Origin of the sequence: Saccharopolyspora rhizosphaerae, assembly GCF_003931915.1 — a bacterium.
In the GTDB taxonomy this organism is placed as follows: Bacteria; Actinomycetota; Actinomycetes; order Mycobacteriales; family Pseudonocardiaceae; genus Saccharopolyspora; species Saccharopolyspora rhizosphaerae.
Window position 1 is genome coordinate 63,107 of record NZ_RSAA01000019.1, and the last position, 16,754, is coordinate 79,860.

Annotated in this window: 13 protein-coding genes; 4 read left to right on the top strand and 9 right to left on the bottom strand. The window is 70.7% G+C overall.

The window, feature by feature from the left end:
- Positions 1-5: 5 nt before the first annotated feature.
- Both EIL87_RS20070 and EIL87_RS20075 read right to left on the bottom strand, forming a co-directional pair.
- Positions 6-1,421, bottom strand: coding sequence for a sugar porter family MFS transporter (locus EIL87_RS20070; protein ID WP_125092126.1), 1,416 nt, complete (start codon positions 1,419-1,421; stop codon positions 6-8).
- Positions 1,422-1,484: 63 nt separating this feature from the next.
- Entirely contained in the window at positions 1,485-2,435 is a 951-nt protein-coding gene (locus EIL87_RS20075; protein ID WP_125092127.1) for a TIM barrel protein, read from the bottom strand.
- Positions 2,436-2,616: 181 nt separating this feature from the next.
- Here EIL87_RS20075 and EIL87_RS20080 point away from each other — a divergent pair, with 181 nt between their 5' ends.
- Positions 2,617-3,645 carry a LacI family DNA-binding transcriptional regulator gene (locus EIL87_RS20080; RefSeq protein WP_233576403.1) on the top strand — a complete coding sequence of 343 codons (1,029 nt, stop codon included), beginning with the start codon at positions 2,617-2,619 and terminating at the stop codon, positions 3,643-3,645.
- A gap of 507 nt (positions 3,646-4,152) precedes the next feature.
- Here the strand turns inward: EIL87_RS20080 and EIL87_RS20085 are convergent.
- From EIL87_RS20085 to iolC, 5 genes are read right to left on the bottom strand one after another with little or no spacing between them, the layout of a single operon-like run.
- Complete coding sequence (locus tag EIL87_RS20085) at positions 4,153-5,646, bottom strand: CoA-acylating methylmalonate-semialdehyde dehydrogenase (protein WP_125092128.1); 1,494 nt, start codon at positions 5,644-5,646, stop codon at positions 4,153-4,155.
- A 10-nt stretch (positions 5,647-5,656) separates the two neighbouring features.
- Positions 5,657-7,519 (bottom strand): 3D-(3,5/4)-trihydroxycyclohexane-1,2-dione acylhydrolase (decyclizing), encoded by a 1,863-nt coding sequence (gene iolD, locus EIL87_RS20090; protein ID WP_125092129.1) that lies wholly within the window; start codon positions 7,517-7,519, stop codon positions 5,657-5,659.
- Positions 7,516-8,412: a 5-deoxy-glucuronate isomerase gene (gene iolB, locus EIL87_RS20095; protein WP_125092130.1), complete on the bottom strand. Its 897-nt coding sequence runs from the start codon at positions 8,410-8,412 to the stop codon at positions 7,516-7,518. Before iolB ends, iolD begins: the two co-directional genes overlap by 4 nt.
- A gap of 11 nt (positions 8,413-8,423) precedes the next feature.
- Entirely contained in the window at positions 8,424-9,290 is an 867-nt protein-coding gene (locus EIL87_RS20100; protein ID WP_199740526.1) for a Cgl0159 family (beta/alpha)8-fold protein, read from the bottom strand.
- 38 nt (positions 9,291-9,328) lie between these two features.
- On the bottom strand, positions 9,329-10,288 hold the full coding sequence (iolC, locus tag EIL87_RS20105) for a 5-dehydro-2-deoxygluconokinase (protein WP_125092132.1): 960 nt from the start codon (positions 10,286-10,288) through the stop codon (positions 9,329-9,331).
- Positions 10,289-10,440: 152 nt separating this feature from the next.
- Here iolC and EIL87_RS20110 point away from each other — a divergent pair, with 152 nt between their 5' ends.
- The 3 genes from EIL87_RS20110 to allB all read left to right on the top strand — a co-directional run bounded on the left by EIL87_RS20110 (position 10,441) and on the right by allB (position 13,820).
- Complete coding sequence (locus EIL87_RS20110) at positions 10,441-11,211, top strand: GntR family transcriptional regulator (protein WP_125092133.1); 771 nt, start codon at positions 10,441-10,443, stop codon at positions 11,209-11,211.
- Between the two features lie 480 nt (positions 11,212-11,691).
- Positions 11,692-12,345, top strand: a complete 654-nt coding sequence (locus EIL87_RS20115; protein WP_325049492.1) for a GntR family transcriptional regulator — start codon at positions 11,692-11,694, stop codon at positions 12,343-12,345.
- Between the two features lie 119 nt (positions 12,346-12,464).
- Positions 12,465-13,820, top strand: coding sequence for an allantoinase AllB (allB, locus tag EIL87_RS20120; protein ID WP_125092134.1), 1,356 nt, complete (start codon positions 12,465-12,467; stop codon positions 13,818-13,820).
- 283 nt (positions 13,821-14,103) lie between these two features.
- Here allB and EIL87_RS20125 read toward each other — a convergent pair whose 3' ends face one another.
- Both EIL87_RS20125 and EIL87_RS20130 read right to left on the bottom strand, forming a co-directional pair.
- Entirely contained in the window at positions 14,104-14,823 is a 720-nt protein-coding gene (locus EIL87_RS20125) for an aspartate/glutamate racemase family protein (protein WP_125092135.1), read from the bottom strand.
- Positions 14,824-14,862: 39 nt separating this feature from the next.
- Entirely contained in the window at positions 14,863-16,344 is a 1,482-nt protein-coding gene (locus EIL87_RS20130; RefSeq protein WP_233576405.1) for an NCS1 family nucleobase:cation symporter-1, read from the bottom strand.
- Positions 16,345-16,754: the final 410 nt, after the last annotated feature.

Sequence of the window (16,754 nt, forward strand, 5' to 3'; positions counted from 1 at the left end):
GGGGTTCAGGAGTAGCGGGCGTGCAACTCGGTTTCCAGGTTCTCCAAGGACTTCCCGCGGGTCTCCGGCACGAACTTCGCCACGAAGGCGCACGCCAGCACACCGACCGCGACGAACACCAGGAACGTGGTCGCGATGCCCAGCGCGTCCTCCAGGATCGGGAAGGTCAGGCCCACCGCGAAGTTCGCCACCCACAGCGTGAGGCTGGCCAGGCCGAAGGCGAAACCCCGCATCCGCAACGGGAAGATCTCCGAGAGCATCAGCCAGGTGACCGGAGAGGTAGCGCCTTGCTGGAACGCCAGGAAGGTCACCGTCAGCGCCAGCACGAGCACGCCGCGCAGCAGGCTTTCGGGCACCGTCATCGACACCAGTGCGACCAGCAGCAGGGAGGTCGCCGTTCCGGCCGTGCCGACCAGCAGCATCGGCCTGCGGTTGACCTTGCCGAGCAGGTAGATGCCCACGAAGGTGGCCAGCACCGAGATGACGCCGTTGGCGATGTTGGCCACGATGGCACCGTTCGCCGAGAAGCCCGAGGTCTCCAAGATCTGCGTGCCGTAGTACATGATCGTGTTCACGCCGCTGACCTGCTGGACGACCGCGATGCCGATGCCGACCACCATCAGCCGCCGGATCCACGGCACCTTCAGGTCGGCCCAGCCCCCGGCGCGCTGCTGCGCGTCCTGCTCGGCCAGCCGCTCCACCTCGGCGAGCTCGCTCTCGGCGCGCTGGGCGGTGCGCACCTGCCGCAGCACCTCCAGCGCCTCGCCCATCCGTCCGCGGGAGGCGAGCCAGCGCGGGCTCTCCGGCATCACCAGCATCCCGAGCCACAGCACCACGGCGGGCAGCGTGGCGATCACCAGCATGTAGCGCCAGACGTGCGCGGCCTCGCCGAGCGCCCCGGCGATCGCGGCGTTGAAGGTGAACGCCGCGAGCTGACCGCTGACGATCATCAGCTCGTTCTGCGTGACCAGCCGCCCCCGTCGTTCCGCAGGCGAGACCTCGGCGAGGTAGGTCGGCACGGTCACCGAGGCACCGCCGACGGCCAGGCCGAGCACGAAGCGGGCGATGACCATGAACGTGGCGCTCGGCGCGAAGGTGCAGGCCAGAGCACCGAGGAGGAAGATCGAGGCGAGCCACAGGATGACGCGCCGCCGGCCCCTCTGGTCGGCGAGCCTGCCCGCGGTGAAGGCGCCGATCGCGGCGCCGAACAGCAGCGAGCTGGTCACCAGGCCTTCGGTGATCGGGGTCAGCCCGAGGTCGGACTGCATGTAGGGCAGGGCGCCGTTGATGACACCGGTGTCGTAGCCGAACAGCAGACCGCCGAAGGTCGCCACCACGGTGATGACCTTCAGCCTGCGGGACTGGGGGCCGGTTCTCGGTTCAGCGGCGGGGGCAGGCACGTCACTGTGCACTTCGGACATACGAACGGACTCCTTCGTGGTGCGCCTCACCGGGCGCGCTGCGGATCCCCAGGGGTGTGGTGGTCACCGGTTCTGCGGGCGACGGGTCCCGCTCAGGCCGCACTCGCGGAGGTACTCCCGGGTGCGCACCGCGATGGGCATCGGCACCTCGGGTTCGCACGGGTAGAGGTCCTGCTCGACGACCACGAAGAGCTCTGCGTCCAACGTGGACAACTCGCGCACGACCTCCGCCGGGTTGGGCACACCGGCCGGGGGTTCGACGCACACGCCGCGCTTGACGGCTTCGCCGAACGACAGGTTCTCAGCGGTGACCTGGGCGAGCACCTCCGGGTCCATCTGCTTGATGTGCACGTAGCCGATGCGCTCGGAGTAGCGCCGGATCAGGTCGAGGTTGTCGCCGCCGCCGTAGGCCACGTGCCCGGTGTCCAGGCAGAGGTTGGCGTAGCGGGAGTCGCTGGAGTCGAGGAACCGCTCGATCTCGGGCTGGGTCTGGACGTGGCTGTCGGCGTGCGGGTGCAGGCACAGCCGGACGTCGTGCTCCTCCAGCAGGATCTTGCCGAGCTCGTCGGCGGCCTTGCCGAACCCGCGCCACTGGTCGGCGGTCAGCTCCGGAGGTTCGCTGAACTCGCCGGTCTTCTCGTCGCGGTACATGTCCGGGATGAACACCAGGTGGTGCGCACCCACGGCCGCGGTCAGCTCGGCGACCTTGCTCACCGAGGCGAGCATCTCGTCCCACTTCTCCGGGCGGTGCAGCGCGCCGAAGGTGGTGCCGCCGGAGACCTGCAGGCCGCGCGAGCCGACCTCGTCGGCCAGCCGCTGCGGGTCCAGGGGCAGGTAACCGGGCGGACCGAGCTCCAACCAGCTGTAGCCGGCCTCGACGAGCTCGTCGAGGAAGCGGATGCAGGGGACCTGGTGCTCGTCCTCGGGGAACCACACCCCCCAGGAGTCCGGGGCGGAGCCCAGGCACAGGTTGCCCGCGACGGTGGGCGGGGCGGTCTCAGACGTCGCTGTCATCGAACCCTCCTCGGTTCGGTGTGGCCGCCGGTGCGTTGCGAAACCGGGAATCGGCGGGAGTCAACCCTGGCGAGCGCCGACTAGCGCGCTCTAGTCTCGAACACTATGTTGGCGCTCACACGAATATGTCAAGACGTTCTGCCAAACTGGCCGAACTTTCCGATGGGGCAGGATCAGTGACGTGATCGACGAACCCGCACGCCCTGGTGGCGCGGGCGGCCGCAGGCCGACCATGGCCGACGTCGCCCGCGCGGCAGGAGTTTCCCGCGCGCTGGTCTCGCTGGTGTTCCGCAACAAGCCGGGCGCGGGCGAGGAGACCAGGCAGCGCGTGCTGCAGGCCGCCGACCGCCTCGGCTACCGCCCGGACACGGCGGCCCGGATGCTGGCCAGCCACCACAGCCGCACGCTCGGCGTGATGCTCACCGTGCACCAGCCCTTCCAGGCCGACCTCGTCGAGGCGATCTACCCGGAAGCCGAACGGCTCGGTTACGAGGTCCTGCTGTCGGCCACCGCGCCCTCGCGCGACGAGGCCAAAGCGGTCGAGGCGCTGCTCAGCCACCGCTGCGAGGCGCTGGTCCTGCTCGGGCCGCGTGCGGCGGCGGACCAGCTCGACGCACTGGGCAGCCGAGCCGTGGTCACCGCGATCAACGCGCGCGAGGACGCCGCGCACGTCGACAACGTCCGCACGGCCGACGACGCGGGTGTCCGGCAAGCGGTGGACCACCTCGTCGACCTCGGGCACCGCGCCATCGTGCACGTCGACGGCGGTGACGAACCCGGATCGGCCGAGCGGCGCACGGCCTACCGCAAGGCGATGGACGCCCGCGGTCTCGGCGAGCGGGCACGGGTCCTCCCGGCCGCGCACACCGAGCAGGCCGGGCAGGACTCCGCCCGCCTGCTGCTCGACGAGGCGGAGCTGCCGACGGCCGTGCTGGCCAGCAACGACCGCTGCGCGCTCGGGGTGCTGCGGGCGTTCGTCCTCGCAGGCGTGGACGTGCCCGAGGGGATCTCCATCGTCGGCTACGACGACAGCCACGTCTCGCACCTGGCCCCGGTCGCGCTCACCACGATCCGCCAGGACGCCGAGCAGATGGCCAAGCACGCGGTGCACCTCGCCGTCGAGCGCCTCGAAGACCCCACCCGCACCCCACGACAAGTCGTCCTGGACCCGAAACTCGTCTCCAGAGGCAGCACAGCACCCCCGAGGTGATTCCTCCCAGAAGCGCTCTGCGCAGCGGTGCGGGTGGGAGCACCTGAGCGGCTCCGTGGTCTCCGTGCGCCATGTGCGCCGGTGCACGGCGTCGGGGCGTACTCGCCACGAAGCACCTCAGGACCTGCGGCGGTGCGAGGTGAGTCCCACACCTGACGAAGCGGCTGCCACCGCGGGTCGCCTGGATCCTGTGGTCGTGCTTGGGTGAGACCCACACCTGGGAGAGCGGCTCCGCCGCAGGCCGCCTCGAACCTGCGGCGGTGCCATGCGGGGCCCATGAGAAGCTGCTAACCGACTTCGACGCCTTCCAGCCCTCCCGCAAGCGGCGAAGCCGCGAGCCGTGAGGACCGCCTTCGCAGCTTGCACCGCTGCGGGCTCTCAGACGTCCTCTGGTGAGGACAGCCGCGACGCCGTGCGGTCATGCACCAGTCGCGGATCCCGGAGCCGGAGGACGTCTGAGGTTCCGCCGCCCGCACCGCCAAGCAGGTCGAGCCGGGTAACAGACGATCAGCTGTTGCTCGGGAAGCCGAGGTCGATCCCTCCGTCGCTGGGATCGGGCCACCGGGTGGTGATGACCTTGCCACGGGTGTAGAAGTGCACGCCGTCGTTGCCGTAGATGTGGTGGTCGCCGAACAGCGAGTCCTTCCAGCCGCCGAAGGAGTGGTAGCCCACCGGCACCGGGATCGGCACGTTGACACCGACCATCCCGGCCTGCACCTCCAGCTGGAAGCGCCGGGCCGCTCCCCCGTCGCGGGTGAAGATGGCGGTGCCGTTGCCCCACCGGGAGTTGTTGATGAGCGCCAGCGCTTCCTGGTAGTCCTCCGCGCGCACGACGGCCAGGACCGGGCCGAAGATCTCGTCGGCGTAGACGTCCATGTCCGGGGTGACCTCGTCGACGAGGCTGACGCCGGTGAAGAACCCGGACTCGTGGCCTTCGACGGCCAGCTCGGTGCCGTCCACCACGACCTCGGCGCCCTGCGCGCGGGCGCGCGGCACGTAGGAGGCGACCTTGTCGCGGTGCTCGGCGGTGATCAGCGGCCCCATCTCGGAGGCCGGGTCGTCGCCGGGTCCGATGGTCAGCGCCCGGGCGCGTTCGGCGATCTTGGCGACGAGCTCGTCGCCGATCGGGTCGACGGCCACCACGACCGAGACCGCCATGCAGCGCTCGCCGGCGCTGCCGTAGGCAGCGGACACCGCGGCGTCAGCGGCCTGGTCGAGGTTGGCGTCGGGCAGCACGAGCATGTGGTTCTTCGCGCCGCCCAGCGCCTGCACCCGCTTGCCGTGGGCGCTGGCGGTGTCGTGGACGTGCTTGGCGATCGGGGTGGAGCCGACGAAGCTGACCGCGTCGACGTCCGGGTGCTCCAGCAGCCGGTCCACGGCGGTCTTGTCGCCGTGGACGACGTTGAGGACGCCGTCCGGCACGCCCGCCTCGTGGGCGAGCTCCACCAGCCGCAGCGTGGCCGAGGGGTCCTTCTCGCTGGGCTTGAGCACGAAGGTGTTGCCGCAGGCCAGGGCCACCGGGAACATCCACATCGGCACCATGGCCGGGAAGTTGAACGGGGTGATGCCCGCGACGACGCCGACCGGCTGGCGGATCGATTCCACGTCCACGCGGGTGGAGACCTGGGTGGAGGTCTCGCCCTTGAGGTGCTGCGGGATGCCGCAGGCCAGCTCCACGATCTCCAGGCCGCGGGCGACCTCGCCGAGCGCGTCGGAGTGCACCTTGCCGTGCTCGGCGGTGATCAGCCGCGCGATCTCCTCGCGGTGGGCGTGGACGAGCTCCCGGTAGCGGAACATCACCTGGGTGCGCTGGGACAGGGAGGCGGTTCCCCACGACTCGAACGCCTTGGACGCGGCGGACACCGCGGTGTCCACTTCGGACACCGAGGCCAGCGGGACCTGCCCGGTCGCGTCGCCGGTGGCCGGGTTGGTGACCGTGCCGTGGCGGCCGGAGGTGCCGTCGGCCTGCTTGCCGTCGATGAAGTGCTGGATGGTCTTCACTGCTTTCCTCTCACAGGTGGTGGCGGCGCGTCGCCACCTGGTCCTCGTAGCGCTTGCGGGCCTCACGGGTCGGTTCGCGGGTCGCGACCTCGGCGACCGGGACGTCCCACCACGCTTCGGGCGGCAGTTGCGCCTTGGTCGGGTCGGTCTCGACGTGCACGGCGGTGGGGCGCGGGTCCTCGCGGGCTTCGCGGAGGGCTCGGCGCAGCTCGTCGCCGGTCTCCGCGCGCAGCACCCGCATGCCCAGGCTCTCGGCGTTGGCCGCGAGGTCCACCGGCAACGGGTCGCCGGTGAAGGTGCCCTCGTCGGTGCGGTACCGGTAGGCGGTGCCGAAGCGCTCGCCGCCGACCTTCTCCGACAGGCCGCCGATGGAGGCGTAGCCGTGGTTCTGCACCAGCACCACGGTGATGTTGATGCCCTCCTGCACGGCGGTGACCAGCTCGGTCGGCATCATCAGGTAGGTGCCGTCGCCGACCAGCGCGAACACCTCGCGCGAGGGGTCGGCCAGGCGGGCTCCGATCGCGGCCGGAATCTCGTAGCCCATGCAGGAGAAGCCGTACTCCACGTGGTACTGCTGCGGGTCCTCAGCGCGCCAGAGCTTGTTGAGGTCCTCCGGCATCGAGCCCGCCGCGTTGATCACGACGTCCCGCTCGCCGAGCACCTCCTCGAGCGCGCCGATCACCTCGGCCTGGCCCGGGCGCTGGGCGCCGTCGCCGCGGGTGACCGAGTCGACGACCTCGGCCCAGCGGCGCGCCCCGGCCCTGGCCCGCTCGACGTGCTCCTCGGCGACGCGGTGGCCGGGCAGCGCCTGCGAGAGCTGCCGGAGCGTGGTGCGCGCGTCACCGATGACCGCGGTCGCAGCCTGCTTGTGCGCGTCGATCGAGGCGATGTTGACGTTGAGGAACCGCACGTCCGGGTTCGCGAACAGGGTCCGCGAGGCCGTGGTGAAGTCCGAGTAGCGCGTGCCGACACCGATGACCAGGTCGGCGTCCCGGGCGAGCTCGTCGGAGACCGCGGTGCCGGTGTGGCCGATCGAACCCATCGCGCACGGGTGGTCGTGGCGCAGCGAGCCGCGCCCGGCCTGCGTCTCGGCGACCGGGATCCCGGTGCGCTCGGCGAGTTCGGCGAGTTCCCGCTCGGCTCCGCTGTGGTGCACCCCGCCGCCCGCGATGATCAGCGGCGTGCGGGCACCCCGGATCGCCTCGACGGCGTCGGAGATCGACTCCGGGTCGGCGACCGGGCGGTGCACCCGCCACACCCGCTCGGCGAAGAACTCCTCGGGCCAGTCGAAGGCCTCGGCTTGCACGTCCTGCGGCAGCGCCAGGGTCACCGCGCCGGTCTCGACCGGGTCGGTGAGCACCCGCATCGCCTCCAGCGCGGAGGGCATCAGCGCCTCGGGCCGCCAGATGCGGTCGAAGTAGCGCGAGACCGGGCGCAGGCAGTCGTTGACCGACACGTCGCGGGCGTGCGGGACCTCCAGCTGCTGCAGCACCGGGTCGGCGGGCCGGGTGGCGAAGATGTCACCGGGCAGCAGCAGCACCGGGAGGTGGTTGATGGTGGCCAGCGCGGCGCCGGTGACCAGGTTCGTCGCGCCCGGGCCGATGGAGCTGGTCACGGCGTAGGTCGACATCCGGTTGCGCTGGCGGGCGAAGCCCACCGCGGCGTGCACCATCGACTGCTCGTTGCGGCCCTGCAGGTAGGGCATGTCGTCCCCGGACTCCAGCAGCGCCTGCCCGATGCCGGCCACGTTGCCGTGACCGAAGATGCCCCAGCAGCCCTCGACCAGCCGCTGCCGCTCCCCGTCGCGCTCGGTGTGCTGGTTGGCCAGGAACCGCACCAGCGCCTGCGCGACGGTCAGCCTCCGCGTCGTCATCGTGCCTCCACTTCGGACGGAGCCTGGTAGAACGGGAGCCGGGCGTCGACCGGTTGGTCGGCCCAGGTGCCGCGGACCCACGCGTGCGCGGGGTCGTCGCAGATCAGCCACGCGCGCTCCGGCGAGGGCCCGGCCATCACGTTGAGGTAGTACATGTCGTAGCCGGGAACCGCCATCGACGGGCCGTGCCAGCCGTCCGGGATGAGCACCACGTCGCCGCTGCGCACCTCGGCGAGCACGTCGGTCGCGCTGTCCGGACCCGACGGGTAGACCCGCTGGTAGCCGACCCCGGGCGTGCCGTGCGAGTCGGCGATCTCGAAGTAGTAGACCTCCTCCAGCCGCGTCTCGCCGTCGCGGTCCTCGTCGTGCTTGTGCGGCGGGAAGGAGGACCAGTTGCCCGCCGGGGTCAGCACCTCGACCGCGATGAGCTTGTCGGCGGCGAAGACGTGCGCCGCGCCGAAGTTGTTGACCTGCCTGCTGGCCTGGCCCGCGCCGCGCAGCTCCACCGGCACGCCCGAGGCGGGCACGTAGCGCACGGGCAGCCGGTTCTCGCAGCGCGCGCCGGTCAGCGCGAACCGCCCGCCGGCGGTGCTGGTCACCCGCACCGAAGCGTCCCTGGGCGCGTAGGCGAAATCCGTGACGCCGTCGAACACGCTCGTGCGGCCGTGCAGGTCGAAGGTCTCGCCGTCGCAGGCGACCGAGCAAGAACCGTTGAGCGGCAGCACGATCCACTCGCTGTCGCCGGTGTCGAAGCTGCGCGACTCACCGGCCGCCAGCTCCAGCACCCGCAGCGAGGAGTAGCCCCACCCGGCCGTGGCCGGGTCGACGTAGGTGCGGTAGCCCTCGCGCGCTGATTCCCCGTCGGTGAGGTGGAACCCCTTGTTGCTCACCACTTCTCCTCCTCCTACAGCAACGCGACCGCGGCGTCGACCGCGCCCGCGACGTCGTCGTCGTGCGGGTAGAGCAGGCTGCGGCCCACGACCAGCCCGCGCACGTTGGGCAGTTGCAGCGCCTTGTACCACCGCTCCTGGGTGGCCGCCGGGTCGTCGGGCACCTCGCCCCCCAGCAGCACCGTCGGCAGCGTGGTGGTCTCCAGCGCGCGACCGATCTCGTCGAGCTCGTCGACCACCGGCACCTTCAGCCACGTGTAGGCCGAGGTCCCGCCCAGGCCGGAGGCGATCGCGATGGAACGCGCCACCGCCTCGGCCGAGAGGTCGTTGCGCACCTTGCCGTCCACCCGCCGCGACAGGAAGGGTTCGACCATCGCGATCAGCCCGCACTCGGCGAGTTCGTTCACGGCGTTGGCAGCGCCCTCCATCGTGGTGAGCGATCCGGGGTCGTCGAGGTCCAGACGCAGCAGCAGCTTGCCGGCGTCGAAGCGCATCCGGTGCAGGTCCTCGGCCCGGTGGCCGGTGAACCGGTCGTCGAGCTCGAAGGCCGAGCCGGCCAGGCCGCCCCGGTTCATCGAGCCGATGACGACCTTGTCCTCCAGCGCACCGAGCAGCAGCAGGTCCTCGAGGACGTCGGCGGTGCCCAGCACCCCGTCGACGCCCGGCCGCCGCAGCGCGGTGCACAGCCGCTCGAGCAGGTCGGCGCGGTTGGCCATCGCCACCGGGTTGCCGCCCGCGGCCAGCGCACCGCGCGCCGGGTGGTCGGCGGCGACGATCATCATCCGGCCGGAGTCGCCCAGCAGCGGTCGGCGGGTGCGCCGCGCGGCCGCCTCGGCGATGGCCTCGGGACGCGTCGCGCGGGCCTCGAACAGTTCGGTCATGGTCAACGGGGACACCCAGGTCTCCCTCTCCGCCGTGGTCATGCGCTCAGCGCCGAGTTCTGGGACAGCGTCTCCTCGACCTCGTGCTCGTAGGGCATGGCCGAGGAGCACGCGAGACGGCCGGCGACCAGTGCTCCCGCCGCGTTGGCGAAGCGCATGGTCCGCTCCAGCGGCCATCCGTGCAGCAGGCCGTGGCAGAGCGCGCCGCCGAAGGCGTCGCCGGCGCCGAGGCCGTTGACGACGTCGACCGGCACCGGCGGCGCCACGGTCCGCTCGTCGCGCGTGCGCGCGAGGACCCCGTTCGGCCCCTGCTTGACCACCGCCAGCTCGACCCCGCGCCCCAGCAGCGCTTCGGCGGCCTCCTCGGGATCGCGGGTGCCGACGGCGGTCTCGACCTCGTCGAGGTTGCCGACCGCGACCGTGACGTGGGCGAGCGCCTCGTCGTACCAGCGTCGCGCCTCGGCCTGGTCCGGCCAGAACATCGGCCGCCAGTCCAGGTCGAAGACCGTGGTGCCGCGCTTGGCGCGGTGGCGCAGGGCCGTGAGCGTGGCCGAGCGGCTCGGCTCCTCGGCCAGGCCGGTCCCGGTCATCCAGAAGATGCGGGCGACCGCGATGGACCGCAGGTCCAGCTCGTCCTCGTAGATCTCGAGGTCAGGGGCCTTCGGCTCGCGGTAGAAGTACAGCGGGAATTCGTCCGGGGGGAACAGCTCGCAGAAGGTGACCGGGGTCGGGTACTGCTCGACCGAGGTCACCCACCGGTCGTCGACGTCGAAGCCGCGCAGCGCCTGGTGGACGTACTCGCCGAACGGATCGGCACCGGTGCGGCTGATGACCGCGCTGCGGTGACCCAGGCGGGCGGAGGCGACGGCCACGTTCGTGGCGGTGCCGCCGAGGTACTTGCCGAACGACTCCACCTGCGGCAGCGGGACTCCGGTCTGCAGCGGGTAGATGTCGACTCCGATTCGACCCATCGTGATCACGTCGAACGGATCGCTCATCGCAGATGGCCTCCTGGGAACGCGGCCGCTCAGGGCGGCCGGAGCACGGACTCCCCTTGTCTACGTGCGCGCTCCACCGCTGTCAAGACTTTGTCAGCACATACGGACTTATTTACGTCGTGTGCACTTGCTATCGTGACCAGGTGACCGCCATGCGACATCGCTCCCAGGACCCCCGTTGGGATGCAACCCGCCAGATCTCGGTCGACCACCACAGCCCCGTCCCGCTGTACTTCCAGGTGGCCAGCCAGATCGAGGAGGCGATCGCCTCGGGAGCGCTGCCCGTCGGCGCACGGCTCGACAACGAGATCGAACTCGCGGCCAACCTCGGACTGTCCCGCCCCACCATCCGGCAGGCCATCGGCTCGCTGGTCAACAAAGGACTCGTGGTGCGCAAGCGCGGCGCGGGCACCCAGGTGGTGTTCAACCGGGTCAAGCGCTCGCTGGAGCTGACCAGCCTCTACGACGACCTCAGCGGCATCGACCAGCAGCCCACGACGCGGGTGCTGACCAACGAGCTCTGCCACCCGCCCACCGAGGCGGCGCGTGCGCTGGGACTGTCCGAAGAGGACGAGGTCGTGCACCTGGAACGGGTCCGCTACGCGCGCGGGGAGCCGATCGCGCAGCTGCGCAACTACCTGCCGGCCTCGCTGATCCGCCCGACCGACGAGGAACTGAGCGAGCGCGGCCTCTACCAGTTGCTGCGCGCGGCAGGCATCCACCTGCACGCGGCCCAGCAGACCATCGGCGCCCGCACCGCCGGGCAAGAGGAGGCCGAGCTCCTCGACGAGCCCGCCGGCGCCGCGCTGCTGACCATGCAGCGCATCACCCACGACCACACCGGCACCATCGTCGAGTACGGCTCCCACGTCTACCGGGCCTCCCGCTACAGCTTCGACCTCACCCTCCGCGGCGACACCTGACCTGCCCCCTACTTCCCCCTCGAACTTCGCGCGAAAGTTCGACGCCCACGCCTCAGCCTCGAACTTCACGCGAAGTTCGACAGCCAGGGCTCGCCCTCGATCTTCGTGCGAAGTTCGCCACCCCACGTTCCGACTCCACGTGCGCGCGACGTTCGAAGGGGGGCAGGTTTCAGGGCGAGCCACGGAGGGTGCCGACCCGGCGTGAGGGGCTGTCGCGGCTGCCGTGCCCGGGGGCGAGCCAGGACTTCGCACCGCGGAGGTTGCGGGCGCCGGGTCCCGACGGCGGGCGCCGGGTCAAGACTCGCGGACCCGACTCGCAGGACGGAGCCCCATTCGGAACGTCCCCCGTGGCCTGCGCGGCGACCCCCTTGGGCTTTCGCACCGGGTTCGCGGTGCGGGTCCTCGGCCTCGACTGCCGCTGCGGGGTGGGCGTCGTGCACACTCGATGAGGAGGACGTCGGCGAAGAGGAGCCCGTTGCTGTGACCGAAGTGCCCGAAGGGGACCCCCGCGTTCCGCTGCGCGACCAGGTGCACGACGAGCTGCAGGCGCGGATCAGCGATGGGCGCCTGCGTCCCGGCGACCGGATCTTCGAGCAGGAGCTGGCCATCGAGTTCGGCGTGTCCCGCGTGCCGGTGCGGGAGGCGATCCGGATGCTGCAGAGCGCCGGGATGGTCGAGGTCCGGCCGCGCCGGCGCGGCGTTTTCGTGCGCAGCCTCGACCGCCAGCAGCTCGAGGAGCTCTTCGACGTGCGCGAGGCCTTGGAGGCGCTGGCCGCCAAGCTCGCCGCCGAGCGCAGCGACTCGGCCGACGTCGAGCAGCTGGGCGAGCTGGCCGCGCGCGCCCGCGAGGCGCTGGACTCCTCCGACACCGACGCGATGTCCGAGGCCAACACGGAGTTCCACGAGAAGCTCGTCGCCGTGTCCCGCAACGAGCTGCTGGCCTCGATGCTCGAACCGCTGCACGGCAGGCTCGCCGCCCTGTTCCGGCTGAACCTGGAGCCGGAGCGGGTGTGCGCCGAGCACGAGGAGCTCTACGCCGCCATAGCCGCTGGGGACGCCGACCGGGCCGCGGAGATCGCCCGCGGGCACGTGCGCGCGAGCCGCGAGATGGTCCTCGAACGCATGGTGCTCTGAGCTACGCCACCTCTCTTGACCAGCGAACACACCGGCCGTAGTTTACGTATACGTTCCGATATACTTTCGCATCACGGAATCCGATCCCTCGTGGTCGCGGTTTCGAGGGAGGTACCCGCGTGGTTCAAGCATTCGACGTCGTCTTCCGCGCGCAGCGGCTCATCGGGCCGAACGGCGAGACGTCCGGCAGCGTCGGCGTCCGCGACGGCAGGATCGCCGCGGTCGAACCGCTCGACTCCGAGCTCCCGGCCGGCCGGGTCGTGGAGCTGGCGGCGGACGAGGTGTTGTTGCCGGGTCTGGTCGACACCCACGTGCACGTCAACGACCCCGGCCGCACCGAGTGGGAAGGTTTCGACACCGCCACCCGGGCAGCGGCGGCGGGCGGCGTCACCACGATCGTCGACATGCCGCTCAACAGCCTGCCGCCGACCGTCGACGTCGACGCGCTCGAGGTCAAGCGCAAGACGGCTCGCGAGAAGGCCTTCGTCGACGTCGGGTTCTGGGGAGGTGCGATCCCCGGCAAGCTCGACGAACTGCGGGGCCTGCACCAGGCCGGGGTGTTCGGTTTCAAGTGCTTCCTGCTGCACTCCGGCGTGGACGAGTTCCCGCCGCTGGACTCGACCGAGCTCGAGAGCGCGCTGCGGGAGCTCGCCGGCTTCGACGCGATGATGATCGTGCACGCGGAGGACTCCGAGGCCATCGAGCAGGCTCCGACCCCGCACGGCGAGCACTACGGCGACTTCCTGGCCTCCCGCCCCAAGGGCGCCGAGAACGTCGCGATCGCGCAGGTCATCGAGCTGGCCCGCCGCACAGGGGCTCGCGTGCACATCCTGCACCTGGCGTCCTCGGACGCGCTGCCGCTGATCGCCTCGGCCCGAGAGGACGGGGTCCAGGTGACGGTGGAGACCTGCCCGCACTACCTCAGCTTCACCGCCGAGGAGATCCCCGACGGCGCCACCCAGTTCAAGTGCTGCCCGCCGATCCGCGAGGCCGCCAACCGCGAACTGCTGTGGAAGGCGCTGGCCGAGGGCACCATCGACTGCGTCGTCAGCGACCACTCCCCCTGCACACCGGAGCTCAAGCAGTTCGACACCGGCGACTTCGGCGTCGCCTGGGGCGGGGTGTCGAGCCTGCAGCTCGGGTTGTCAGCGATCTGGACGCAAGCGCGCCAGCGCGGCTACTCGCTCTCCGACGTCGTGACCTGGATGGCGCGCAAACCCGCCGAAGTGGCCGGGCTGCGCAGCAAGGGCTCGATCGCCGTGGGCAACGACGCGGACCTGTGCGTCTTCGCGCCCGACGACGCCTTCGTCGTCGACGTCGCCGAGCTCCAGCACCGCAACCCCGTGTCGGCCTACCACGGCCGGCCGCTGGCCGGGGTGGTGCGCGGAACCTGGCTGCGCGGCACGCAGATCGCCGGTGACGACGCGGAGAGCGCAGCGCCGCAGGGGAAGCTGCTCGTGCGCGGCGAGGTCTGAGCGACGTGCACGGCGGGAGCCGGGCCCAGGAAGGGCCCGGCTCCCGCCGTGCACCCGACAGCTGTGGGGGCCTGCGGCATTCCCGGCGTGGGACTCAACCCGGCACCGCACGCAGTTCCAGGCGGCTCACGGCGGCAGCCGCTGCGTCAGGTGAGGGACTCAGCCCGCACGCCGCGACGCCGCGTGGTGACCTGCTCGATCAGAGATGCTCGAAGTCCGCGGAGCCGTTGCGCTCTCCCCTACCGGGTGTTCCTGCCACGCGGAACCAAACCGAACTGCTCCCTCACGCCGGTGGCCAGTTCAGCATCTTCTTCGGCCGCGGGGGCGCGTAGGTGCGCACCTTCGAGGTCGTGAGACCGAGGCGGACCAGGGATTCGGCGGTGGCGACCGCTGCGGTCACGCCGTCGAGCACCGGGACGCCGGTGCGCGCGACCACCCGCTCCGCGAGGCCGGACATGCCGCCGCAGCCCAGGCAGATGACCTCCGCGCGGTCGTCGCGCACGGCGCGTTCTGCCTGCTCGGCGATCGCCTCCACGGCGGCCTGCGGGTCGCGCTCGAGGTCCAGCACGGCCAGGCCGCTCGCCCGCACCGACGCGCAGCGGTCGCTCAACCCCGCTGCGCGCAGCCGGTCCTCGATCAGCGGGACGGTGCGGTCGAGGCTGGTCACGACCGAGTAGGTGCGCCCGACGAACTGCGCGGTGCTCGCGGCGGCCTCGGTGATGTCCACGACCGGCACGTCGAAGAGCTCCTGCAGCCCTTCCCTGCCGTGCTCGCCGTACCCGGCCTGGATGATGGCGTCGAACGGCTCCTCGTAGGCCCGCACGGTCTCCATCACGGCGATCGCCGCGAGGTAGCTCTCGTAGTTGCCCTCGACCGATTCGGCACCGAAAGACGGTGTCAGCGGGACGATCTCGGTTCCCGGAGCCGCGACCGACGCGGCCTGCTCACCGATGGCCTCGGTGATGGACGTGGTCGTGTTGACGTTCACGACGAGGATGCGCATGGAGTTCGACTTCTTCCGTGGTTGCTGTGGTGCGGCAGGTCATTCTGCCGCGACGGCGATGGCCTCTCCGTCCACGTCCCGGGCCTCGGGCTTGCGGTCGGCGATCACCGCGTAGATGAGCGCACCGAGGATCGCGCCGATGAACCAGGAGAAACCGGCCACCGAGCCGAAGGCCGGCACCAGCGCCAGCACCACCGCGATCGCCGCCGCCGGGACGAACGCTCCGACCGCCTTGGGGTTGTACCCGCGGGTGTAGTGGTACTCGCCCTCCGCGTTCTCGGTGTAGAGCTCGGGAACGTTGACGCGGGTCTTCCGGATGAGCCAGTAGTCGGCCATGATCACGCCGAACAGCGGGCCGAGCAGGGCGCCGAGGCCACCGAGGAAGTAGTTCACCACGACCGGGCTGTCGTAGAGGTTCCACGGCAGGATCACCAACCCGATCACCGCGCTCACCAGGCCGGCGCGGCGGAAGTTCAACTGCTTCGGGAAGAGGTTGACCAGCACGTAGATCGGCGCGACGAAGTTGGCCAGCAGGTTCACCGCGATGGTGAGCACGATCAGCGCGAGCGAGGCCAGCGCCAGCAGGTAGGTGTTGGGGATCGTCTGGACGATGTCCGTCGGGCTGGTGATCACCCGGCCGTTGATCCGGAACTGCGCTCCGCTGAGGACCACCACGATGCCGGCGAAGAACAGCATGTTCACCGGGATCCCGACCAGGTTGCCCAGCACGATCGACCGGCGGCTCTTGGCGGAGCGGGTGAAGTCGCAGAAGTTGAGCACGAAGGTCCCGTAGATGACCACCCACAGCGCGGCGCCCTCCAGGACCTGCAACCACATCGCGCCACCGGTGAGCGGCTGCGCGGTGGAGGTCGAGAGCGAGAAGTCCGCGCGGGCGAACATCCAGACCGCCAGGCCGAGCATGGTGATCAACGTGGTCGGCGCGGCCACCGCCATGTACTTGCGGATGACGTGCATGCCGTAGCTGACGATGAGGACCTGCACGACCCACAGGGCGAGGAAGGTGATCCAGCCGAGCAGCGACAACCCCAGCAGGGACTGCTCTTCCAGCGAGGCCAAGCCGGGGAAGATCGCCACCAGCAGCGCGTCGAGCACCGAGGAGGCGAGGTAGGTCTGGATGCCGAACCAGGCGATCGCCACCACCCCGCGCACCGCGGCCGGGATCTGCGCGCCCTTGGTGCCGAAGGCGATGCGGCTCATCACCGGGAACGGCACGCCCGCCTTGTGACCCATGTACCCGGACATCGTCAGCAGCAGGAACAGCAGCGCCGAGGCCAGCACGAACGCGGCCAGGATTCCCCACACGTTCAGGCCCAGCGCGAAGAGCCCGATCGCGAAGGCGTAGTTGCCGAGGCTGTGCACGTCGTTGGCCCACAGCGTGAAGACGTTGTAGGCGCCCCACCGCCGGCCGTCCTTCTTCGTGGGGGCGAGGTCGTAGCTGTAGAGCCGCGCACTGGAGGCGGGCGGGATGTCCACACCGGACTGGTCGTTCGTGGCAGTCACAAGCCGCCTCCCCATTCCCGCTCCGCGGCAGTGCGAAGCAGATTAATTCCGCGATGCGAAAGTATACGTCCGAGTTGGGAAGACCGTAAGCGGTGTCCCGCACTCCGTCAACACCCGCACCCGAACTCGCCCGATGTGATCTCGTCCGCCCGCCCCGGACCTTGGCGGAGAGGGGGCCGGGTGCTTATGCTTTTTCCTCGTATACATGGATAGTGCAGGTCACGGGCGTTCGCAGGTGTCGTGAGAGCCCGTCGAGGAGGAGCTAGCTTGAACTCGCCGTCGTACTTCGCGCCTGCCGGTGGGTTGCCGCCGCAGGCCGATCTGCTCACCGACCGTGCCGTGGTCACCGAGGCCTACACCGTGATCCCCCGCGGGGTGCTGCGCGACATCGTCACCAGCAACTTCCCCGG

Coding starts and splice junctions, on each gene's coding strand:
- EIL87_RS20070 (WP_125092126.1), bottom strand. CDS start 1,421: ATGTCCGAAGTGCACAGTGACGTGCCTGCCCCCGCCGCTGAACCGAGA.
- EIL87_RS20075 (WP_125092127.1), bottom strand. CDS start 2,435: ATGACAGCGACGTCTGAGACCGCCCCGCCCACCGTCGCGGGCAACCTG.
- iolD (WP_125092129.1), bottom strand. CDS start 7,519: ATGACGACGCGGAGGCTGACCGTCGCGCAGGCGCTGGTGCGGTTCCTG.
- EIL87_RS20100 (WP_199740526.1), bottom strand. CDS start 9,290: ATGACCGAACTGTTCGAGGCCCGCGCGACGCGTCCCGAGGCCATCGCC.
- iolC (WP_125092132.1), bottom strand. CDS start 10,288: ATGAGCGATCCGTTCGACGTGATCACGATGGGTCGAATCGGAGTCGAC.
- EIL87_RS20110 (WP_125092133.1), top strand. CDS start 10,441: ATGCGACATCGCTCCCAGGACCCCCGTTGGGATGCAACCCGCCAGATC.
- EIL87_RS20125 (WP_125092135.1), bottom strand. CDS start 14,823: ATGCGCATCCTCGTCGTGAACGTCAACACGACCACGTCCATCACCGAG.